This window comes from Streptomyces viridosporus (assembly GCF_002078235.1).
In the GTDB taxonomy this organism is placed as follows: Bacteria; Actinomycetota; Actinomycetes; order Streptomycetales; family Streptomycetaceae; genus Streptomyces; species Streptomyces viridosporus.
On sequence record NZ_MSGP01000354.1, the window covers coordinates 1 to 22083 of the forward strand.

A 22083-nucleotide genomic window follows, 5' to 3' on the forward strand; every position below is an offset into this window, starting at 1 on the left:
TGACGGCGATGTCGTTCTTCGGGGCGATGCCGATCGGGTGACGGACCTCTTCGGGCCAGCTCATGGTCTGCAGGACGAGGAGGTCGTCGTGGGCGCGCAGTACCGCCAGGGACTCACGGGTTCCGATGGCGACCTTGGTGACGGCGACCCGCCCGGACTCCCTCAGTGTGTCCCGGAGCAGGACGTAGAACCGGTCGGTCGTCGGGTCCGATCCTCCGACGTGGTAGGCCTGTCCGAGCGTCATCGGATCGATGCTGCCGTCGTCGACGGAGGCCAACACGCTGATCCGCTCCTTGTCCGGCGGGGGAAGGGCCGCCAGCTCCTTGTCGCTCAGAACGACCCTCCGGCCGTCGGGGTGCTGATAGCCCTTCGCGACGTCCCGGTGTTCGATCTCCCGGTCCTCCTCCTCGCACCACAATTTGTGGTGCACGCGTGAGCCGTCCTCGGCGTGGACCTGGTGCAGGACGAGACCGCTGTCCGTCTCGGTGGCCTTGTAGAGGACCACGGGGATGTCGATGGTGCCGAGGGAGATGACCCCCCTCCAGACCGCCTGCATTTTTACCTCTTCCATCGAGATCTGCCGGGTTGTGTCGCAGAAGGCTGCGGAGGCGGTGGCGGGGCGACCCTCGGCCCTCCCCGCGAGACGCTGCGGGCCGGCGGGGAGGTGCAGGACACCGAAAGACGTCCTGCACGGGCAGGCGGATGGAGTCTCGTGCCGCTCGCGGCGCTGATCACCGCCCCCTGAGCAAGTCTCTGTCTGAAAGGTGTTGATTGTCCCTTCATCTGCACTTAGGGTGATTCTAGTCTTCTTCGAACGTGTATACGAATACATCATGGTCGTACGACGATGAACCAGAACGACATCGGCAGTGAGACAGCCCCTGGCCGGCCCGTCACGATCGAGCCGGTCTACCGGCTGGTCGGGGCTGACGCCGACGGCGAGGACCGGACCGTCGAGGCCCCGCTGCGGCCCACGGACCTCGACGGGTTCATCGGCCAGGAGCGGGTTCGCGAGCAGCTCAACCTCGTGTTGCGCGCCGCCCGCGCCCGCGGCGCGACCGCCGACCACGTGCTGTTCTCGGGAGCTCCGGGCCTGGGCAAGACCACCCTCTCGATGATCATCGCTGCGGAGATGGGTGCCCCGTTCCGCATCACCTCCGGGCCCGCCATCCAGCACGCCGGAGACCTCGCGGCCGTCCTCTCCTCCCTCACCGAGGGCGAGGTCCTCTTCCTCGACGAGATCCACCGGATGTCCCGGTCCGCCGAGGAGATGCTGTACATGGCGATGGAGGACTTCCGCGTCGACGTCGTGGTCGGTACTGGCCTCGGCGCCACTCCCATTCCCCTGGAGCTGCCCCCGTTCACCCTGGTCGGTGCCACCACCCGGGCCGGGCTGCTGGTGCCCCCGCTGCGCGACCGCTTCGGCTTCACCGCGCACATGGAGTTCTACGCACCGGCCGAGCTGGAGCGTGTCATCCACCGCTCCGCCCGGCTGCTCGACGTGGCGATCGAGCCCGAGGGCGCCGCGGAGATCGCCGGCCGCTCCCGCGGCACCCCTCGCATCGCCAACCGGCTGCTGCGCAGAGTGCGGGACTACGCCCAGGTCAAGGCCGACGGCGTGGTGACCCGCGAGGTCGCCTCCGCGGCCCTGGCGGTCTACGAGATCGACGGCCGCGGCCTGGACCGGCTCGACCGGGCGGTGCTGGGCGCGCTGCTGAGCCTCTTCGGCGGCGGACCGGTCGGCCTGTCCACCCTCGCGGTCGCGGTGGGGGAGGAGCGGGAGACGGTGGAGGAGGTCGCCGAGCCGTTCCTGGTGCGCGAGGGGCTGCTGGCCCGCACCCCCCGGGGGCGGGTCGCCACCCCCGCCGCCTGGGCCCACCTGGGTCTCGCACCGCTGTCACAAGGTGAACCCGGAACCGGACAGCAGGGCCCGTTCGGCACGGGCTCCGGAGGACATGCCGCCTCACCGCCGCCCCGACAGCGTCCCCCGCGGCGGTGACAGCCCCCGGCCACCGCGCCGAGACGACCGTCCACTTCGCCGTCCGGGACCAGATCACCACGCTGCCGACCGGTCCACCACGGCCCGACCCCAGACCCGAAGCGCAAGCCCACCACGCCCCGACGCGCCATCGGACACTCTCATACCCCACAACGCGACAGCACCCGGACGAGGTCTACGGGCAGGACCGGCACTTCCGTCTCCGCTGGGATCGGGGCGTGATCCGATGTACGGCTGGCGAAGTGTTGAGTGACGAGGACGAGAAACGGATTGGCGTCATCCATCGGTCAGTTGCTGGATGGCGTTGAGCACCCGGCCCGCTCCGTTCTCGGTCGCCAGGTGCTGCGCCGCTCTTGCGGCGGCTCGACCGTATGCCGGCTGCTTCACTACTCGGTCGAGTGAGTCGGCAAGCCGTTCGGCGGTGAGGGACCGGAAGGGGATCGGGTCGGTGGCGGCGCCGAGGGCGGCAAGTCGCCCCGCCCAGAACGGCTGGTCCGCGGTCACCGGTACGGTGACCGCGGGCACTCCAGCGCGCAATGCGGCGGCCGAGGTGCCGGCCCCGCCGTGGTGGACCACCGCAGCCAGCCGTGGAAACAGCAGGGCGTGCGGGACGTCCCCGCTGGTGAACACGTCGTCCCCGTCGGCGGCGAGCCCGGCGCTGCCGGCTTGGAGGATGCCGCGCAGCCCGGCGCGGCGCAGGGCTCGCACAGCGATCTCGCTCAGCCGTTCCCCGTCGCCGGACGCCATGCTCCCGAAGCCGATGAGGACGGGCCGGGGCCCGGCACGCAGGAAGTCCTCGAGATCAGTCGGCAGCCGCTCGGCCGCATCGTGATGGGGCCACCAGTTGCCCACCACCTCCAGGCCAGAGCGCCAGTCGGAGGGGCGGGGCACCAGGGCCGTGCTGAAGCCGTGCAAGATGGGCCAGTTCGCCTGTTCCTGTCGTCGACGCATCTCGGAAGGTGAGGCCGGGGGCAGCTGGAGGCGGTGGCGCAGCTTTGTGACCGCCTGTTCGTAGACGCGGTCGGCCATCCGCAGTGCGAAGCGTCCGGTTGCTCGGTTGGCGAGACGGCCCAGTGAGCGGGAACCTGTGACGACGGGCGGGAAGTCACCGGTCGGTGCGGTGGGTTGAAGGTACACGCCGAGGCTCGGTGTGCCCGTGGCCTCGGTGAGGTGCCAGCCGAGCGGGGCCGTGGTGGTCGACAGCAGGAGCAGGTCCGTGCCATCGTCCATCGCGTCGGCGAAGCCCTGACCCAGTTCGGTAATGAACGCGGCAGCGGTGCGCATCAGTTCGCGTTTGCCTGTGACGCCGCCACGCACCCGTGTGTCGGCGGGGAGACTGCGGAATTCCAGCCCTGCGTCGCGCACGAGGGGCGCGAAGGCGTCTGTGGTGGCGAGGGCGACGTCGTACCCGGCCCGGCGCAGTTCGGCGCCCAGGCCCGTGCAGGGCGCGACGTCGCCGCGCGATCCGGCCGCGGCGATCAGGACCCTCATCGGTCCTCCTCGGAAGCGGTACGGCCACCCGCGTGGCGGGCCGCGTTGGCGTGGACCGCCTTGCACGTGTAGGCGGCCAGGCCCGGGCGTTGCTGCGACGGCGGCACGACCAGAGCGAATGCGCGCGGGTCGGCGACGAAGTCGTCCGCGATGCGCCGGTGCATGTCGGGCGGGCAGGAAGTGAACCAGCGTGAGATGTGCAAGCGGTGTTCCTCTGCGAGGTCCATGGCCCGCTCGCCGTCGCTCGGCTCGCCCTCGTCGAAGGCCGCGAGCAGCTCCGCGCGCCAGGCGGCGGACTCGCCCATGAGTCGGCGCCAGTCCTCCTTGGTGTGGGCAGCCGCGCGCGCCATCGCCTCGCGCTGTCCCTCCGAGTGCGCCCACTTCAGCTCTGCCGCGGTGGCATAGCTCAGGTCGAAGGTGATCTCACCGAAGACTTCGAAGCGTTCCTGAGGGGTCAGGGACACCCCGGTCTTCTGGACCTCTATGGCCCGTTCCGCCACTTCGACCAGCCGCTGCAGCCTGGCGATCTCCTCACTCAGCTGCCGCTGCCGGGCCCGGAGGCGCTCCAGGGGGTTCGCCTGCGGATCCTCGAAGATCGCGGTGATCTCATCGAGGGAGAAGCCGAGTTCACGGTAGAAGAGGATCTGCTGGAGACGGACCAGGTCAGCCTCACTGTAGAGCCGGTAACCGGTGGGGCCGCGCTCACTGGGCGAGAGCAGTCCCGCCTTGTCGTAGTGATGCAGCGTGCGCACCGTCACGCCGGCGAAGGCCGAGACCTGACCCACGGAGTAGCCCATTCACCTGCCCTTTCGTCGGTACACAGCCTCGAGCCTGACGTAAGGGGAGGGTCAACTCGCGCTCGCTGGGCTCCGTAGGTGAGGAGGGAGATCTCTCACCGGTCCGCGCGCCACCTCCAGCGGAACGGCGTGCGGGCCGGCACGCCGTGCGGCTGCTGCGGAGCACCGCGCTGCCGGTCGCCCGGGTGACCGGGGCGTCCGGCAGCGCCGGCCCCTTCCGCTTCAGCCCTGCCTTCCGCCGGCGCTACGGGGCGCCCTCGGGGACTGTTGAGCGGCGGAGCGGGTCACTTCTTGACCGCGACACCGCACACGGAGACGTCGGCCGTTTCCTCCTCGGTCCGGTCGGCGTCCGGGCGCCAGGTGGCCGTGGACACGACCCCCGGCTCCACCAGATCCAGACCGGCGAAGAAGGAGGCGATCTCCTGCGGCGAGCGCAGGTGGTAGGTGTTGACCGACTGCCCGTTGTAGACCCCGACCGCGGTGTTGAGCGCCTCGTTGGTGTTCGTGCCGTCGCTCAGGGCCAGGTAGCTGCCCGAGGGCAGGGCCGACATCAGCGTGCTCACCAGGTCGGCGGGGCGCTCGGCGTCGGAGATCTGCCCCATGATGCCCAGCATGGTCAGGGCGACCGGGCGGCTGAGGTCCAGGGTCTTCGCTGCTTCGGCGAGGATCCGCTCCGGGTCCCTCACGTCGGCGTCGACGTAGGCGCAGGCGCCTTCGGCGCTGCTGGTGAGCAGGGCCTGCGCGTGCACCAGGACGAGGGGGTCGTTGTCGACGTAGACGATGCGGCTCTCCGGCGCGATGCGCTGGGCCAGTTCGTGGGTGTTGTCGGCGGTGGGCAGTCCGGTGCCGATGTCGAGGAACTGCCGCACACCGGCCTCGCCCGCGAGGAAGCGTACGGCGCGCGCGAGGAACCTCCGCTGCAGCCGCGCGACGGCGGCGAACTCCGGAAAGGTCTTCAGGATGACCTCACCGGCCTCGCTGTCGACGGGGTAGTTGTCCTTGCCTCCCAGCAGGTAGTTCCAGACACGGGCGGAGTGCGGGCGATCGGTCTGCAGCCTGGCCCTGATTTCTTCACGCGGGTGAGTCATGGGGAAAGCTTCACACAGAGCTGTGCTTCCGTAGGCCAACTATCGGGATACCGGACCGACTTCACCCGGGCCGAGGAACACCGCCAAGGCCGGGACCGCAAACCATTGCCCGGTTCCGCCGCGAGGTGCAGGCGTCGCGCATGGTCGGGGGAACCTTCACCATCGACTTCGGTATCGCCCGGGCGTCCGACGCCGTCGGTGTCACCAGGACCGGGGCCACGATCGGCTCGGCGCGCTTCATGTCCCCCGAGCAGCTCAACGGCGGCGAGAACACCGCGGCCGGCGATGTCTTCTCCCCGGGCGAGGTACCTGCCTGCGCGGCCACCGGCGCGGACAGCCGCGGCCCGAGGCGGCCCCGGTCGGGCGCAAGCGCGTCGGTTTCAGTCGGATACGGCCGCCCGGTCGAGGAACCGTCGCAGGCCGGTCCGTACGCCGTCCGTGGGGACGGTGGCGACGAAGCACGCCGCCTCGACCGCCAGGCCCTCGTCGATCGGCAGGTTGATGCCGCGGGTGACCGCGCGCAGGCAGGCGGCTACGGCCGACGGTGCGTGCCGGGTGATCCGCGCGGCCAGGTCCCTCGCGGTGTCCAGGAGTTCGTCGGCCGGTACGACGGTGTTGACCAGGCCCAGCTCGGCGGCCCGGGCGGCCGGGATCGGGTCACCGGTCAGGATCATCTCCAAGCCGCGCTTGCGGCCGACGTGCCGCGGCAGGCGCTGAGAGCCGCCGAAGGGGGGCGGAAAGCCCAGGGAGATCTCGGGTTTGGCGAAGGTCGCATGCTCGGCGGCGATCGCGAGCGGAGCGGCCTCAGTGATCTCACAGCCGCCGCCGTAGGCAAGGCCGTTGACCGCGACAATCACCGGCTTGGAGAACTCCTCGATCCGCCGGGTCAGCGCGTGGCCCCGGCGGACGATCTCGCGCAGCGCGCGTTCGGGCCCGCCGGCGATGCTGGTCGCCAGTGAGGGTATGTCCGCGCCCGCACTGAAAGCCCTGCGCCCGGCGCCGGTCAGGATGGCCGCCCGGACGCTGTCGTCGGAGTCGATGAGGTCGAGCTGTGCGAGCAGCGCGTCGATCGTCGGGTAGTCCAGGGCGTTGAGCTTCTGCTCCCGGTCGATGGTGATCCTCACGACCTGGTCGTCCCGCTCGGTGCGCACGGTCATGCCGGGTTACTCCGTTTCGCCTGGGTTCGGACCCACCGAGGCTACGAGCCGTGACCCAGGACGATCCATTAATTGTCATGGATACAATGGAGTTCCTCTCCCATGCTCCTGTGCGACGGACAGCGGGTGCCGCATGCGACCGTCCTCCTACAAGGCCGTCGTCCACGAATTGGCTGCCGCCATCCGCTCCGGCGCGATCCGGGCCGGCACCCGGCTCCCGACACACCGCGCTCTCGCGCGCGAGCGGCGGATCGCGCTGGCCACGGCCACTCGCGTCTACGCCGAACTCGCCGCCCTGGGCCTGGTCGTGGGAGAGCCGGGCCGGGGAACGTTCGTCCGAGTGCGGTCCGGCTACGACGGGCTCGAACCGTCACGCGCTCTGCCGGTGCCCAGGGTGGCGGACCTGTCGTTCAACCAGCCCCTGGCCCCCGGGCAGGGCGACCGGCTGCGGCAGGCCCTGCGCACGATGGCGGCGTCGGGAGACGCCGAGGCGCTGTTGCGCCAGCACCCGCCGGGAGGGCACCGCCACGACCGGGCAGTCGTGGCCACCTACCTGCTGGGGCGGGGAATCGACACGGTGCCGTACAACGTCCTGCTGACGAGCGGGACCCAGCAGGCGCTCGACATCGTGCTGCGCACTCTCGTCCGGCCCGGTGACGTCCTCGCCGTCGACGCGCTCAGCTATCCGGGCGTCAAGCTCCTCGCCTCGGCACACGACCTCGACCTCGCCCCCATCCCGGTCACGGCCACGGGCCCGGACCTCGACGCACTCGATCAGCTGTGCCGCACCCGACCCGTCCACGCGATCTACACGATCCCGACCGTGCACAACCCACTCGGCTGGGTGCTCGACCGCGAGCAGCGCGACCGGCTGGTGGCCCTCGCCCGCTCACACGACTTCCTGATCATCGAGGACGGCACCTACGCCTTCCTCGAACCCTCACCGCCGCCACCGCTCCAGACCCTCGCGCCCGAACGCACCTGCTACGTCGCCGGCCTGTCCAAGAACGTGGCACCCGGCCTGCGCTTCGGCTTCACCGTCTTGCCCGATCACCATGTGGAGGCAGCCACGAGCGGTCTTCGCACCGCGGCCTGGGGAGCCCCGGGGGTCGTCACCGCCCTCGCGACGGGCTGGATCACCGACGGAACGGTCACCCGTCTGGAGGAAGAACGCCGCCGGGACGCAGCCGCCCGGCAGGACATCGCCCGCGCCGCGCTCGCCGGCCTGGACATCACGGCACACCCGGTTTCCTACATCGTCTGGCTCGGCCTGGAGCCGCACCAGCGCCCCGATCACGTCGCGACCGTGCTCGCGGGAAAAGGGATCCTCGTGTCCACCGCGGACGCCTTCGCCACCGGCCCCCACCGTCCTCGAGCACTCCGGCTGGCACTGGCCACACCGCCCCTGGACGAGCTCGGGGCGGTGTTGCGCAGCCTGAAGGACGCGGTCGAGACCATCCCCCCATGACATGGTCCGAGTGCCACAGCCCCTTGTCCGCATCACCGGAGGCGGACACCCGCCTCGACGGCCCTCGACCGCGTGACGAGCTCGAACACGCGACGCCCGGGGCGCTCGGGCGGCGCCCCGGCCTCTTCGTGATCAATCCGCGCAACCGCACGGTTGCCCAGGCGATCCGCACCGTCTTCCCGCGTACAGAGGCCGTCCAGGACGCCCATGTCCTCAGAACGGTCCCAGGAAGTCGCCGCTGCGCCCGGCAGGCCGCGGGAGCTCCGTGGGGTGAGGTCGTCCATGGCTGTCAGGCATGCGGCCGGGCGGGGGGTGTCCGCTGTCCCGGCCCGAGCCGGGCTTCAAAGGACTCCACCGTCATCCTCTCCGCAGCCCCGGGAAGCCGGGGTCCGTGCGGGAAGCCGGAGACCGTCCCGTACCATCGCTGCCGTACCGCACCGCATGGCGGCCTCCCGACAGTGTTCTCTCGACCGGAGGCTACGCATGCCCGAAGTACGCCCCTTCCACCGTGCCGACCGCGACCAGCTGACCGATCTGGTCAACGCGCACGTCGCCGCTGTCGTCCCCGGTGTCTCTGTCTCGGTGAACACCGTCCTGAGCGCGCTGGAACGGCAGCCGGACGAGTTCATCACCGACCCGTGGGTGAGCGAGCGGATCACCCTCGTCGCCGAACAGCGCCGGTATGTCGTCGCAGCGGCCCACCTGCTCCGCTACCGCGCCGATGCCGAGGTCGGCGAGAGCCACCGGAACGCGGGCGGGATCGACTGGTTCGTGCACCAGCCGCCGACGTCCCTCTTCCCCGACACCGCGAAGGCCGCTGACCAGCTCATGAGCGCCTGCCTGGCCCAACTGGCCCGCTGGAACGTCCGTGCGCGCCACGCCGACGGTGCGCTGCCCGCCCCTGCCGTGTACGGGCTGCCGCACCCCTGGCCGCACATCCGCGCCGTCTACGAACGCGCGGGCTTCGTCCACACCGGGGACACGGAAGTGCTGCTCCTGGCCCGTGTCGCCGACCTGCCCCCGGCCGAGCCCCGGCCCGGCGCCACGGTTGAGCGCACGCTGGGGGAGTACGGTACGCGCCTGACCGCGTACGTGGACGGGCGGCCCGTCGGATTCGTCGAGGTCGACACGTCCCTGGCCCGCCCCGAGCGCCATGTGCGGGCCGCGGGCCTCGCCGACATGAGCAACCTGCACATCGCTGCGCCCCACCAGGACGAAGGCTGGGACCACCTCCTTGTGGCCCATGCCGCCGACTGGCTGCGCCTGTGCGGCGCGGACCGCCTCCTCGCATACGAGTCGGCCGACGATCAGACGGCGATCCGGCGCCTGCTCACCGTCGGCTTCCGGGAACTGACCCGCACGGACCGCGGCTGGGAGCACCGGCCCTGACGACGGGCCACCGGCCGTGCCGGGACGACGTCGCCGGTGCCGGGACCGTAGACGGTGTCCGGGCCGTGGGGGAGGCGCACGGTGTGACGGCGCGGCCGGAGGTGTTTCGCGATCAGGCGGGCGGCAGCGGGCCCAGGTCTCCGTCGACGACGGTGCGGACGATCGGTGGGCGGCCCCACAGGGCCAGGATTTCGTTGGAGAGGTCGACGAGCCGACCGTGGTCGCGTAGGCCGTGCGTGGTGATGCCGGCCGCTGCCAGGCTGCGGGGGACGGCCCGCGCGTCCAGCAGGGTCCGCCATTCCCCCGGTCCGATCTCGAGGTACTCCAGCCCGGTGAGTCGGCCGATCTGCCGGGGGTCGGCGAGGGTGCCCGGGTAGGCGGTGAGGGTCCGCAGACGTGGTAGTCCGAGCACGGGGGTGAGATCGACCGGTGGGTCGTCCCACACCCCGATGCAGAGAACTTCCAGATCCGGGTGCGCGGCGGCCTCGACACTCCGCAGGTGTGCCGCGTTGACGTGGGCCACGGCCGGCCCCTCGCCCCGGTCACGGGACCGGTCCCGCTGTCGGCCCCGCGGCTCGATCCCCCGCACCAGGTCGGTGAGCGAGTCAGCGATCAGCTCGGCGCCGGTGAATGACTCGTGGCTCATCAGCACGACCTGTCCGGTGTGGCCGGCGGGCCCTGGAGTCAGGTCGACCGCGAGCCGGTCGCCACCGCCGTTGTCGCCGAACACGATCCAGCCGGGCGAGCCGACGAGGCCCTGGACGGCGGCGTCGGGCGGGGTGACGGCCGCCTCGCAGGCAGCGAACCGCCAGGGAGCCGGCCGGGACGCGGCGTCAGCCACGTACAGGTGGTCCAGGGGGAAGAGCTCGCAGCCGACGGTGCCGTACACCGCATCCCCCGCCCGGGGATCTTGCTCCCAGTCCTCCCACCGGCCCCGCACGACCCGATAGAGGGTCTTCAGCTCGTCGGGGAGCGTCAGACCGAGACGTGCTTCGGCGGCGGCGATCTCCTCGTCGTCGGCTCCGATGGCGCCGGGCAGTTGCCCGCGCAACCGTCGCTCCAGCGCTGCTGGATCCGCCGACCGGGCCGGCCGCGCGGCGGGAGCGGGGTCGGGCAGCCGCCGCCAGGGCTCGGGGAGAGCTCCCTCGACCAGCAGCAGCGTTCCGCCGTCCACCGGTCCGGACTCCACGGCGGGACTGGGGCCCATCACCCGCAGCCGGGTTTTCCCCGAGGGGGCGACCCGGGCGGAGAACGTCACGGACTCCACGCCGGCCGCCACGAGGGCGTCTCGCACGCGCTCGACGGCCTTGCGTTCCGCGGCCGAAGCCCGCCCGCGCGGCCGGACCCCGGAGGACGACCTCCAGCCTTCCCGGCCCACAGCACCGGCCATGTGCACGGCCCCGTCTTCGTTCCTCGCCTCGATCCCGTCCGCCCACGCGCGCAACAGCGGTGCCCATGTCTCGAAGGAGTTCAGGGCCTGCGGGGAGGGAGCGGAGATCGGCTCGTTCATGCGCCGACCTTAAGCGGAAGCGCAGGACCGGGAGAACCTCGGCGTCGAACAGCGCCGGCCCACCGCCGTCGAGGCCGGCGTCCCCGGCTCCCGGCGCACGGCACCCCGCTCACAAGCGTGTGCACGGAAGAAGGGGGAACGAGTTCTCCCACGACGCGTCGCCCGGTACGACGCTCCCATCCCCTCAGGAGGCCCACATGATGGTTGTCGGCATCGTCGCCGTCTGCTTGGTCATCGCTGTCCTCGCCTTCTTCCTCCCACGGCTTTCACGGCACCCCCAGAACGGGACGCAGCGCACCCTCGGCATCGGCTCCCGGGCCGGCTCCAAGGCGCCCGGCCCGCTCGGACGGCTGTTCAGCAAGCCCTTCCGGTCCAGTTCGCGCGCGGTCACCCGGAGCGGTTCCGCAGGCCGACGGGCGCGGGGGAAGCTGCCGTTCTGACGCCCGGGCGTGCCCGCCGCCGCTGTGCCCGACGGCGGTGACGGCCGCCTGCCGAACCCGCCCCACCCGGGCCGACGACCACGGGCGACAATGGTCGCCGTGCCGTCTCTCCACACCAACCCGCTCTTCACCCGGCTCGCCGACTCCGACCGGATCCTGGTCGCGGGAGCCGGCGGCGGTTTCGACATCTACTCCGGACTGCCGCTGGCTCTCTGCCTCCTGCACCAGGGCAAGGACGTGTACTTCGCGAACCTGTCCTTCAGCGCACTCGCCGGTCTCCCCGCCGACGACTGGGCCGCGGACGATCTGGCCGTCGTCACTCCCGACACCGCTCCGCACCAGAGCTACTTCCCCGAACGGACCCTCGCCCAGTGGCTGCACCGGCACGGCTACCCGTCCACCGTGTACGCCTTTCCGCAGACCGGTGTGCGCCCGCTGCGCGCTGCTTACCGAGCGCTGATCGAACGGCACGCCGTCGACGCCGTGGTACTGGTCGACGGCGGCACGGACATCCTGCTGCGCGGTGACGAAGCCGGCCTCGGCACCCCGGAGGAGGACCTCACCAGCGTGGCCGCGCTCGCCGCGTTGGACGACGTACCGAATCGGCTCGTGGTCTCGGTCGGGTTCGGTGTGGACGCCTACCACGGCGTCAACCACGTACAAGTACTGGAGAACATCGCCGCCCTGGAGCGCGACGGTGCCTACCTCGGGGCGTTCTCCCTACCGCGCGCGACCCGTGAGGGCGCGCTGTACCTGGACGCGGTGGCGCACGCCCAGCAGCACACCCCCGACCACCCCAGCATCGTGAACGGTTCCGTCGCGGCGGCCGTGCAAGGCTCCTTCGGCGACGTCCGGTTCACCGACCGCACCCGGGACAGCGAGCTGTTCGTCAACCCGCTGATGTCGCTGTACTTCGCGTTCGACCTGCCGGGCCTGGCGTCCCGCTGCCTGTACCTCGACCGCATCGAGGAAACCTACCTGATGCGTCAAGTGCACTCCCGCATCGCGGAGTTCCGCGAAACGACGGTGACCCGTCCGCCCCGCACCTTCCCTCACTGACGGACCGTTGCGGGGGCGTGGTGGTGCAGGCTGCACCACCAACCGGCGTGCTGGCCCCATCGTGCCGCACCGGGCTTCTTCCTACGGTGGCGGGCACAGGGGATTCGCCCCTGTGCCCCCACTGCGAGGAGCCGGACGACCATGGCAGCAACGACCAGGACCCGCCCCCGAAACCCGCTCGGCCACCGCGTCGTGACCACCACCCTGGTCACCGCGCTCGCCGGCCTCGGCCTGATGACCCCGGCGGCCGGCGCCACCGAGACAGTCCGGGACCCCCTACGGCAGCAGGCGGACGCGATACAGCGGACGGGCACCGTGGGCGTGGTCGCCCGGTCCACCGGCCCGCACGGTTCCCGCTACGCCACCGCCGGCGTCGCCGACCGGCGGACGGGGCGCGCCGTACACCCCCGCGACAAGTTCCGCATCGCCAGCGCCACCAAGACCTTCGTGTCCACGGTCGTGCTGCAACTGGTCGGCGAGGGACGCCTCTCCCTCGACGACACCGTCGAGGCCCTGCTGCCGGGAGTGGTGACCGGCAACGGCAACGACGGCAGCAGGATCACCGTCCGGCAGTTGCTGAACCACACCAGCGGCCTGTTCAACTACACCGCCGACTTTCCCGCGTTCACCGACGCCGCGGCCTTCCGGGCGGGGCGCTTCGACACCTGGACGGACTCCCGGCTCGTGGCCATCGCCATGCGGCACGCGCCGAACTTCGAGCCCGGCACCCGGTGGGAGTACTCCAACACCAACTACACCCTCGCCGGAATGATCATCGAGAAGACGACCGGGCACAGTTGGCAGCGCGAGGTGACACGGCGCATCATCCGCCCACTGGACCTGCGCGACACCTCCGCCCCCGTCACCCACCCGGCCATCCCCGGGCGCCACTTGAGGGGGTACTCCGCCTTCGGCGGGGACCGGCCGATCGACGTCACGCTCCTCAACCCGAGCGGTGCCGGTGCCGCCGGCGGCATGATCAGCACCACCGCCGACCTGACCAGGTTCTACTCGGCACTGATGCGGGGCAGGCTGCTCGCGCCCGCCGAACTGACCGAGATGAAGACGACGGTACGGGCCGAGGAACTGGACGTGGTCTGGCCCGGAGCGCGTTACGGACTCGGCCTGATGCGGGTCGACCTCACCTGCGGCGGGAGCTACTACAGCCATGCCGGGGACATTCCCGGCTACATGACCCGCAACGGGTTCAGCGAGGACGGCCGCCACGCGGTCGTCGTAGGGGTGACCGGCGACGGCTCCGCCCCCGACCTCGCCACCATGGAGGTCACCAACACCCTGATCGACGAGCAATTGTGCGCCACCAAACTCCGGTAGCACCCCCGTGCCCGACAGAAGACAGGGATCACCACCGCGGGCCGGGCCCGGCGGCCGCTCGCTGCTCGGGGCCGCCCGCCTGCTGGAGCCCGATGGCCAGGTCGGCGAGGTGGCGTCGGCGTTTCGGACGAGCCGGTCGATCACGGCCCTCGAGGCCGCACCGGTCGCCGGCCGGCGGCTTCCCGCCGGGCCTCGCGGGCCTGGCCGTAGCTGTCCCGACCGCCGTCCGTCAGGAGGCGGGCGTTCCGTAGACGCCCATCTCGTGGATCGAGTAACCCCAAGCCGTCTTCCGCTCGACACCCTGCACACGGACGTACCGCACGGCCTCGTCGCCGGTGACCCGGACGACGTCGTTGCCGCAGTCCTGCGGGCGCTGCGTGGACACGGTCCTCCAGTTCTCACCGTCCTGGGAGGTCTGCACGGCGTACTCCGTCGCGCAGGCGCTCTCCCAGGCGAGAGTCACTGCGGCGACCTTCGTCGGGGCGGCGAGCTCGATCTGCACCCACTCGTCGTCCGCATACCCGGAGGCCCAACGAGTGTCCATCCGGCCGTCGTTGACGTTCCGGGGCGCCAGCCGGTCGAGGTCCAGCTCCACGCTGGAGGCGGACGCCGTCCCCTGCGGGGCAAGGTTCTGTGTGCCTCCCGTGGAGTCCCACAGCCGGAGCCGGAGCTCGGCCTGGACGAGGAAGGCGTCGAGCACGCCGTCACCGACCTTGGGCTGGACCTTCCCCCACGAGTTGCGCGGCGGATCGACCCGCACGGCGCGGGCCTGCCCCTGCAGCTCGTTCGACTCGGCCAGCAGCCGGTCCGAGGTCTCCTCGTCCCCGGCCTGTCGTGCCGCGAGCGCGTCGAGCATCTTGACCATCGCCTCGCCCCACAGCTCGGTGGCGTCCAGCCAGGGCGCCGCGTCGACGGTGAAGCCCTTCTCCACGGAGCCGCCGCGGATGACGGACGGGGCCTGCTTCACTGCGGTCGCGTAGGCGCGCAGGGCGCCGACCGCCCCGGTGCGGTCTCCCTCGTCCCACGTCTTCCAGAACTCCCCGACGCGACGGGCGAGTTCGGGCGCCTGGGGCTGCCACGGCGTATTGCCGAAGGTCGGGGCCATGTGCTGGAGGTCGCCGAAGGCGAGCAGGGCCTCGGTGGCCGCGCGGTCGCCGCCGGCGAGGTGGAACATGGCGTTGCGCCAGTTCTTCCGGGCGTCGTAGGCCCTGTCGTTCCAGGTGAAGTCCGCGGTGCCGAAGACGGCGACCTTGCTGGCGTACGGCTGGTTCATGGGGTTGGCCACGATGCCGGAGAGGTGGTCGGAGAGTCCGGCCTCGCGCTTGTCGTAGGGGGCGAGCAGCAGCCGTCCGCTGGTGTTGCCGAAGTCGTTGACCGGGTAGTTGTCCCAGACGAAGACCTTGCGGCCGAAGACCTTCGCGGCCTGCTCGGCCTCCTCGTTGGTGATCTGCGTGGGTACGACGCCCACTCCGGTCCACATCACCTCGACCGCGGGATCCAGGGTCTCGCGCAGGGCCCGCTTGTAGGCCGAATCGCTGTGGTTGTAGTACTCGGTGGGCACCATCTGCAGCGGCCAGGTGCCCTCGTGCGCGGCGACGAAGGTGCGCTGCACGTCGTTGAGCAGGTCGGCCTGTGCCTTCCCGGCGGCCCCGACGCCGGGCTCGCCGTACGCGGCCCGGTCGGCCTCGCAGTTCCAGCGGGTGTGGTCGATGTCGTCGAGCGGGATGGAGAAGGCGCGGGTGCCCAGGTCGTACAGGGCCTGGAGCTTGTCCTCGAGGGCTTTGCGGTCGGCGGGGTCGGAGTAGCAGATCGACTCACCGGGGGAGACGGCGAAGGTGAAGCGCACGTGGTTCGCCGTGGCCCTCTCGACCAGTTCGCCCAGCTCCGCCAGCTTGTCCGCCGGGTAGGGATCGCGCCACTTGCCCCGGTGGTAGGGGTCGTCCTTGGGCGCGTACACGTAGGTGTTGGCCTTGACGTCCCCGTAGAAGGCCATCTGGTCGAGGCGCTCGGCGTGCGTCCAGGGCTGTCCGTAGAAGCCCTCGATGGTGCCCCGCAGTGGCATCGACGGGAAGTCGCTGACCTGGACACCGGAGACCTTCCAGCCGTTGCCCCCGACGGGGACGAACAGTTGCCGCAGGGTCTGCACGGCGTAGAACTGGCCGGTGGCGTCCGTGCCGCCCAGGGCGATCCGCGCACCCCGCCCGACCCGCGCGACGCGCAGGGCGTAGCCCTCCGCCCGGTCCGGTACCGCCGTGTCGCCGAGTGCCGCCGCGATGTCGGGGCGCGCGGCCGGGCCGAGCCGCACGGTGAGCAGGCCGGCGGCGGCCCGTGGAACGTTTCCGGGGGTGACGACGTCCACCCGGTCGGCGCCGTGCGCCTTCAGTTCGTCGACGAGGCGGGCACGGGCACGGACGTCCGTGTCACCGTCCGCCACGACGACCACCCTGCCGGTCACGACGACGTCGCCGCCTGCGCGGGTGAGGGACTGCGGGGTCGGCGAAACCGGCGGCACCGGGGACGTCGCGCGGGGGGCGGCCTCCCCGGCGGCGGCCGGCAACGCCTCCACCGCCATAGTGCTTGCGAGTGCGAAGCACATGCCGAGCGTTGCGATGGTTTTCGTGTGTCTTCCCACGAGACCTCCAGTGTTGGTCTGGACCACGAAATCGCCTTGTTTCCAAGGGGGGTGCAATGGCTGACAGTAGGAGGTAAGACGTATGGGGTCTAGACCTCTTCACGAGTCAGCTTCACTCTGGCCAACATTGACCGCCCGGAGTTCCGCTTGCGCGTTCCCCGGGCACGGCATGGCTGCGCACAGTCGGGCCACCGGAGGAAAGCTCCTCGAGCGCACGTCATCGGAGGTGCCCGTGTGCCAGTCACCGAGACTCCGCCCGACCCGGGGGCGCGGCGCATTCGCCCGTTCCGGACCGGCCTTGCGTCCGCCGGCGGCCGGCCTCGCCCTGTCGGTCCTCGTCCCGGCGGGCGGCGCCGTGGCCGTCCCCGCCGCGGGGACGGCCGCGTTCCCCGGCAACGACAGAAAGCCACACCGGGTCGGTTGGGACGGCAGGTCCCTCCGTCAGGAGTCCCGGACGCCGACAGACGGCACGCAAAGCCCGCCCCGTCCGCGCGGACGGCTTCGAACGGCCGCGTCGTAGAACGTCACTGAACAGCAGTTTTGACACAGCTGCTCAGATCCCGGCATGCCTCATCCTCGTCTCGGCTTCGTCGCGCCCCAGCGCATCGAAGTCGTCCAGGTGGAACTTCTTGGCGTTGAAGGCGCGCACCCACAGGCCCGCGGCCCAGCACAGCTGCAGTTCGTTCTCGCTCAGCGCCCGTCCGCGCGCAGTCTGGTACTCCTCCAGGAAAGCCTCCGTCTGTTCGACCGAGGCTCCGGCACCGGTGGGCCCGCCCTCGAACATGGCGGCGGCCTGGCCGATGATCACCACCTCGGGTTCGTGGACCACGCTGTCCCAGTCGTGGACCGCGAGCGGCCGGCCGTCGCGGAACTTCACATTGCGGCCGTCCCAGTCCCCGTGTCCGATGGTGCGGGCGGCGTCGCGGACCTCCTCGAGCCGCTCGCGCACGGCCGCGCCGAGCTCGTCGACCCACGCTGTGACGGAGCACCGCTCGGCGTTGAGGTCGACGTCCCGGTCGTCCGGGACCGGCCAGACGCCGTCCTCCGTGTGGTACCAGTGGACCCAAGCGGGGGCGGGCCGCAGCAGCGGCTGCGGATCGAGCCCCTCCGCGCAGGTCACGAAGTCGGCCAGGAGGCTGGCGAACAGCCGTGGAGAGTCCGCGGGTTCGGGCGCCTCACCCCCGGGCAGAAGGGTTTCGGCGCTGACGACTCTCCTGCCCAGCGGCAACGGGCCGGTCAAGGGCTCCGGGCAGGGGAAGCCCGCCTGCCACATCCGGCGTTGTACCCGGGTGCAGGCCTCCAGCCGCGCGTCGTCATCGCGGATCTTCAGCACCACCTCGCGGTCGTCTGCCAGCCGAAGGCCGTAGACCGCGGACAGGTTCCCCGCCGCGAAAGTGCGCTCGGTGACCGGGCAGCCCAGGTGCTCGAGGCACCAGTCGCTCACTGCTCGATCGTCGAAGTCTGCGGACATGGCTTTCCTTTCAGTGAACTCCTTTCATCCTGTGCTGCAGGAGTGAAAGGTGCTGATCAGCAAGGGTGAGGACGAGGCGGGGCCCCTCATCGACCGACCGGATCCGCGTCGATGGGCCGTACAACTCGATGGAGCACCGCAAGCACGGGATGAACGTACAGGCCATCGCCGCCCAAACGGCACACCACTGTGGTTCTCCCGGACGGCACCGGGACGCCCCCGAGCCCTGACCGCGGCCTGCTCCCACGGCATCATCCAGGCTTGCCTCACGAGGTAGACCCTCCTCGCCGTGGCTTGCAGCAGTCGCCTCGGACTCGCTGTTCCTCCTTCGGCTCCCGCTGCCAGAAGCGAGTCGCTTGACCCTCACGTGGCGTCAGGCTCCATGGTCGGTGCCGTGGAGGAGCACTGGGCTGTGGGACGTGTGGCCGAGTTGGCGGGCGTGAGCGTCCGCACGCTGCATCACTATGACGGGATCGGGCTCGTACGGCCGTCGGCGCGAACTGCGGCCGGGTACCGGGCCTACTCGGGCAGCGACGTGGAACGACTGCGGGAGGTACTTGCCTACCGACGCCTGGGCTTCGGGTTGCGGGAGGTCGCGGACCTGGTCGGCGACCCGTCGGCCGACGCGGTCGGCGCCCGCGCTGAGCCGGTACCCGTTCCGTGGGACTGCGCCGACGGCCTGTCCGAGGCGTACTGGCGCCGGCCGGGGGCGTATCTGGAGGATCACGTGCGCCGTGCGATGTCGGTGTGGACGAGGGGCGGGCCAAAGGCCGAGCAGCGGGCGGTACGGAGCCTCGGCGACGACCTCGACTCCGGCCGGTGGGCCGAGCGCAACAGCGACCTCGCCGACCTCGACGCGGCAGATCTCGGCCTCCGCCTGCTCGTGGCCTGAACCGCGTCGCATCCTCAGCGTCGCGGCGGCTCCGGTATGCCCAAGTCGCTACTGTACGAGCCTCGCTGGTCGATCTGCGCAAGCTTGTCCTCCGCTCCGGCGAGGCTGGTCCGCAGACCTTCGATCCCGCCGAGCCAACCTTCGCGCCCGGCCTCGACGACGCGGGCGAGGAGATGGTCACGGATGCCGACGAGCCGTCTGGACCAGCCAGTCCATGTCCCCGCGCCGCCGGCAAGAACCCGGCCTCCGCACTCGGTCTCGAGGAGCCCTCTGAGGGATCCCCGTGGCCGGCGACGGCGACCGGACGGCATTTCGCCGAGGAGAATCGCTCCATGAGGATTCTGATCATCACCGCCGGTTCACGGGGAGACGTCGCGCCCTACACGGGACTGGGGCGGCGGCTGCTGGATGCGGGCCACCAGGTCACCGTGGCCGTACACCCGTCCTTCGCCGCACTCGTCGGCGGGTGCGGCCTCGACCACCGGCCTGTGCCGGGAGACCCGCAGGAGCTGATCCGGGACTGGGCCCGGGCGACGTCGCCAGAGGAGACCCGGGTGCTGACGAGGGCGTACGCGGACGGGCTCGCCGACGGAGTGGCAAAGTCCGTGGCGGGCGGAGCCGACCTGCTGCTCACCGCCTTCGGCCCGGCACCGCTCAGCCGGACGGCCGGCGAAGCGCTCGGCGTCCCCGTCATCGGCACCTACCTCGCACCGTCCTTCGCCACCGGACGGTTCCCGCTGCCCAACGCACGGAGCACCGACGGCCTGGGGCCGGAGGGCAACCTCGCCGCGGGCCGGGACGTGCTGAGGCGCGCGGAAGGGGTCTTCGCGGACGCCGTGACCCAGCTGCGGGCCCGCCTCGGGCTGCCCTCCGACGCGCCCTCGGCAACGGTGGACATCCAGCCGGTCTTCCACGGCTTCAGCCCGCTGGTGGTACCGCGCCCCGAGGACTGGCCGGCCTGGGCCGAAGTGACGGGCTACTGGTGGCCCGCGCGGCCGGACGGCTGGCAGCCCGCGGCCGAACTGGTCGACTTCCTCCAGGCCGGTCCGCCTCCGGTGTTCATCGGGTTCGGCAGTATGGCGGCTGGGCAGGGGGAACGGCTCAGTGAGCTGGTGGCCGCAGCGGTGGAGCGGGCAGGCGTGCGCGCGGTAGTGCAGGCAGGGTGGGCCGGACTGAGCGGCGGCGGCGCCGACGTCCTGGCCGTCGGCGACGTCCCGCACGACTGGCTGTTCCCGCGCACCGCCGCCGTCGTCCATCATGCCGGGGCGGGTACCACCGGGGCCGGACTGCGGGCCGGAGTGCCCGCCGTGCCCGTTCCCGTCATGGCCGACCAGCCGTTCTGGGCGTCTCGGCTGTACGAGCTGGGAGTCGCACCCCGGCCTGTGCCGTTCCAGGACCTCACCGCCGACGTCCTCGGCGACGCGATCACAGCCTGCCTGTCCGAGTCGGCCCACCGCCGCCGCGCGGCCGAACTCGCCCGTGGGATCGCCGCAGAGGACGGCACCGCTTCGCTTCTCGCCCACATCGGCTCAGGGGGTGCCGGGTGAACCCGGGGGTGCTCCGTCACCGTGCTGCTGTGCCCGACCCTCCGAGGCATTCCGCGGCATCCGGTGCTGCGGAGAACGTGGCCGGACAACCCCAGCGGTTCGGAGAAGGTGCGTCCACTGCGTCCCGGTCTGGAACTTGAGGGCGATCGCGTCGATCACCTCAGGGTGATCCCTCCACCGGCCACCCCGCTTCGGGATTCGGTCCGGAAGCAACGGCTCGATCCGCACCCACTGCGCGTCGGGCAACGACACACTGAATCAGTTCCGGGCTGGGGCCACCCGCTTCGACGAACCGGCTGTCCGCTGCCCCGCTGGTCTCTGCCTCGCGTCACTCATCCTCTGGTTCCGCGGGCCCGGGCAAGACCATGCGTCGACGGACGCTGGTGTTCCGTCCCCGGCCCTTCACCCAAGGCGGCCCGTTTCCGGCGGCGCCCCGCCACCGGGTCACAAGTCCCGCCAGGGTCGTGCCGACCACGAGAGGACCGGCACACCAAAGGATCACTCTCATCGGCCAATCCGGCGTCCCGCCGGCCACCTGAGTCATGACCATGACAGTGAGGGAGATCCCCATCAGCACATGGCCCGCCCCCCATGCGCGGGCCAGCCAGGCAGGCCCACGGGCCGGCTCCGGGGGTCGGGGCGACAGGAAAAGGGCTCGCCACCCCAGCCACACACAACCCACCCCCACGACCACGATGAGCACGTCCCTGACCCGTTCGAACATCTCGGTCCCCCGCCTTGCCAGCTCGTTTCCCGCAGCTCCAGAGACTAGCCAGTCTGGCGTTTGGCTTGAGCGGGGGCGCGGAGGCCGGGGAAGAGTGCGCCCCAGCAGCGGTATCCGCCATGGCAAGGACAATGATCAGACAGGACCTGGCAGACGGAGAGTGGGAGGTCGGTCCATCCAGAGGCTCTCGTCAGTCCGGGCTTGCCGTCACGAGGACGGCTCGGATCCGGCTCGGCTTCGCCGGGCGGTGGTTCACACCGCTTCGCGTAGGTCATTTCGCTGAGGGGACAGCACTGGCCGGCTCGTTCTCCCCAAGGCCCGGCGGACGAGCCGGCTAGCGTGCCACGCGGTGGCGGAGGTAGACGACTCCCGAGCCGAAGGTGCGGGTCTCGACCAGTTCGAGATCCACTCGGCGCTGGTGCTGGGGGAAGAACGGAATGCCGCCGCCGACCAGCACCGGGTAGACCCTGGCCCGGTACTCGTCGACCAGACCCGACGCGGCCGCCTCGGCGGCGAGGGTCGCACCGCCGATCGCGATGGTGCCGTCCCCCGGCTCGGCTCGCAAGCGCTCTACTTCCTCCGTCATGCCGCCGGAGGCCAGGCGGGCGTTGTCCCGCACCGCCGACAGCGTGGTGGAGAACACCACCTTGGGGAGCGCCTTCCACACCGCGGCAAACTCGAGCGTTGAGAAGTCGAGCGAGGGGTTCTGATCGGTGGTCTCCCAGTACAGCATCGTTTCGTACAGCCGTCGTCCCAGCAGGTGGACGCCGGCCTCTCGCACCTGGTCGGTAGCGAAGCGAAAAACCTCCTCGTCGGGCGGCGTCCAGTCGAAGCCGCCGTCCGGCCCGACGATGTAGCCGTCCAGTGAGACGCTCATCGAATAGGTCACCCTGCGCATCGGAAGTCCTCCTCGACAACGGTTTCGACCGTACGACCGCCGGACGCCGCAGAACTCATGAAGGAGTCCGCGAGGTCACCGCCGTTCACCAGCACCGGCGCAAGGTACGCCGCGTGGAACGCGGTGTCGTGGATCGGGTTGTCCGGTCGGTACGAGGAGTTGAACTCGGTGATGTGGAGCGGCAGG

Annotated in this window: 19 protein-coding genes and 1 pseudogene; 9 read left to right on the forward strand and 11 right to left on the reverse strand. The window is 71.1% G+C overall.

Annotation, left to right across the window (positions count from 1 at the left end; genetic code table 11):
• Nucleotides 1–556 (reverse strand): non-homologous end joining protein Ku (ku, locus tag B7L92_RS24505; protein ID WP_304364710.1); only part of this gene is annotated, 556 nt, incomplete at its 3' end.
• Between the two features lie 291 nt (nucleotides 557–847).
• On the opposite strand from ku, the gene ruvB reads away from it, so the two are divergent.
• Nucleotides 848–1999 (forward strand): Holliday junction branch migration DNA helicase RuvB, encoded by a 1152-nt coding sequence (gene ruvB, locus B7L92_RS24510; protein ID WP_081239592.1) that lies wholly within the window; start codon nucleotides 848–850, stop codon nucleotides 1997–1999.
• A 276-nt stretch (nucleotides 2000–2275) separates the two neighbouring features.
• Here the strand turns inward: ruvB and B7L92_RS24515 are convergent, their stop codons facing one another.
• From B7L92_RS24515 to B7L92_RS24530, 4 genes are all read right to left on the reverse strand, one after another.
• Nucleotides 2276–3490, reverse strand: coding sequence for a glycosyltransferase (locus B7L92_RS24515; RefSeq protein ID WP_081239593.1), 1215 nt, complete (start codon nucleotides 3488–3490; stop codon nucleotides 2276–2278).
• A complete protein-coding gene (locus B7L92_RS24520) occupies nucleotides 3487–4287 on the reverse strand; it encodes a MerR family transcriptional regulator (RefSeq protein ID WP_081239594.1) in 801 nt (266 codons plus the stop codon). Before B7L92_RS24520 ends, B7L92_RS24515 begins: the two co-directional genes overlap by 4 nt.
• 284 nt (nucleotides 4288–4571) lie before the next feature.
• Complete coding sequence (locus B7L92_RS24525) at nucleotides 4572–5375, reverse strand: SAM-dependent methyltransferase (RefSeq protein ID WP_081239595.1); 804 nt, start codon at nucleotides 5373–5375, stop codon at nucleotides 4572–4574.
• A 380-nt stretch (nucleotides 5376–5755) separates the two neighbouring features.
• A complete protein-coding gene (locus B7L92_RS24530) occupies nucleotides 5756–6532 on the reverse strand; it encodes an enoyl-CoA hydratase-related protein (protein ID WP_081239596.1) in 777 nt (258 codons plus the stop codon).
• Nucleotides 6533–6665: 133 nt separating this feature from the next.
• Between B7L92_RS24530 and B7L92_RS24535 the strand changes: the two genes are divergently transcribed.
• Both B7L92_RS24535 and B7L92_RS24545 read left to right on the forward strand, forming a co-directional pair.
• On the forward strand, nucleotides 6666–8000 hold the full coding sequence (locus tag B7L92_RS24535) for an aminotransferase-like domain-containing protein (RefSeq protein WP_081239597.1): 1335 nt from the start codon (nucleotides 6666–6668) through the stop codon (nucleotides 7998–8000).
• A 483-nt stretch (nucleotides 8001–8483) separates the two neighbouring features.
• The gene (locus B7L92_RS24545; protein ID WP_081239599.1) at nucleotides 8484–9389 is read left to right on the forward strand and encodes a GNAT family N-acetyltransferase; all 906 of its coding nucleotides are present in this window, start codon (nucleotides 8484–8486) and stop codon (nucleotides 9387–9389) included.
• A 112-nt stretch (nucleotides 9390–9501) separates the two neighbouring features.
• Here the strand turns inward: B7L92_RS24545 and B7L92_RS24550 are convergent, their stop codons facing one another.
• The gene (locus tag B7L92_RS24550; RefSeq protein ID WP_081239600.1) at nucleotides 9502–10899 is read right to left on the reverse strand and encodes an SMI1/KNR4 family protein; all 1398 of its coding nucleotides are present in this window, start codon (nucleotides 10897–10899) and stop codon (nucleotides 9502–9504) included.
• A gap of 197 nt (nucleotides 10900–11096) precedes the next feature.
• On the opposite strand from B7L92_RS24550, the gene B7L92_RS24555 reads away from it, so the two are divergent.
• From B7L92_RS24555 to B7L92_RS24565, 3 genes are all read left to right on the forward strand, one after another.
• Nucleotides 11097–11339, forward strand: coding sequence for a DUF6411 family protein (locus B7L92_RS24555; RefSeq protein WP_081239601.1), 243 nt, complete (start codon nucleotides 11097–11099; stop codon nucleotides 11337–11339).
• Between the two features lie 99 nt (nucleotides 11340–11438).
• Nucleotides 11439–12398 (forward strand): DUF1152 domain-containing protein, encoded by a 960-nt coding sequence (locus B7L92_RS24560; protein ID WP_081239608.1) that lies wholly within the window; start codon nucleotides 11439–11441, stop codon nucleotides 12396–12398.
• Nucleotides 12399–12539: 141 nt separating this feature from the next.
• Entirely contained in the window at nucleotides 12540–13733 is a 1194-nt protein-coding gene (locus tag B7L92_RS24565) for a serine hydrolase domain-containing protein (protein WP_081239602.1), read from the forward strand.
• A gap of 229 nt (nucleotides 13734–13962) precedes the next feature.
• On the opposite strand, the gene B7L92_RS24570 is transcribed toward B7L92_RS24565, so the two are convergent.
• Nucleotides 13963–16305 carry a glycoside hydrolase family 84 protein gene (locus B7L92_RS24570; protein ID WP_174704011.1) on the reverse strand — a complete coding sequence of 781 codons (2343 nt, stop codon included), beginning with the start codon at nucleotides 16303–16305 and terminating at the stop codon, nucleotides 13963–13965.
• A 613-nt stretch (nucleotides 16306–16918) separates the two neighbouring features.
• Nucleotides 16919–17836 (reverse strand): aminoglycoside phosphotransferase/kinase family protein, encoded by a 918-nt coding sequence (locus B7L92_RS42645; RefSeq protein WP_255311120.1) that lies wholly within the window; start codon nucleotides 17834–17836, stop codon nucleotides 16919–16921.
• A 92-nt stretch (nucleotides 17837–17928) separates the two neighbouring features.
• Between B7L92_RS42645 and B7L92_RS24580 the strand changes: the two are divergent.
• The 3 genes and pseudogenes from B7L92_RS24580 to B7L92_RS24595 all read left to right on the forward strand — a co-directional run.
• Nucleotides 17929–18110: pseudogene (locus B7L92_RS24580) on the forward strand (IS5/IS1182 family transposase); the annotation flags it as partial.
• A gap of 108 nt (nucleotides 18111–18218) precedes the next feature.
• Nucleotides 18219–18728: a MerR family transcriptional regulator gene (locus tag B7L92_RS24585; protein ID WP_174704010.1), complete on the forward strand. Its 510-nt coding sequence runs from the start codon at nucleotides 18219–18221 to the stop codon at nucleotides 18726–18728.
• A gap of 332 nt (nucleotides 18729–19060) precedes the next feature.
• Nucleotides 19061–20275 carry a glycosyltransferase gene (locus tag B7L92_RS24595; RefSeq protein WP_081239606.1) on the forward strand — a complete coding sequence of 405 codons (1215 nt, stop codon included), beginning with the start codon at nucleotides 19061–19063 and terminating at the stop codon, nucleotides 20273–20275.
• Here the strand turns inward: B7L92_RS24595 and B7L92_RS43705 are convergent.
• The 3 genes from B7L92_RS43705 to B7L92_RS41645 form a co-directional block, all read right to left on the reverse strand.
• Nucleotides 20258–20527: a transposase gene (locus tag B7L92_RS43705; protein WP_107501596.1), complete on the reverse strand. Its 270-nt coding sequence runs from the start codon at nucleotides 20525–20527 to the stop codon at nucleotides 20258–20260. The genes B7L92_RS24595 and B7L92_RS43705 overlap by 18 nt on opposite strands.
• An 806-nt stretch (nucleotides 20528–21333) precedes the next feature.
• On the reverse strand, nucleotides 21334–21897 hold the full coding sequence (locus B7L92_RS24610; protein WP_081239607.1) for a dihydrofolate reductase family protein: 564 nt from the start codon (nucleotides 21895–21897) through the stop codon (nucleotides 21334–21336).
• On the reverse strand, nucleotides 21885–22083 hold a 199-nt coding region (locus tag B7L92_RS41645; RefSeq protein ID WP_159461057.1), incomplete at its 5' end, for a GH39 family glycosyl hydrolase. The genes B7L92_RS41645 and B7L92_RS24610, both read right to left, overlap by 13 nt.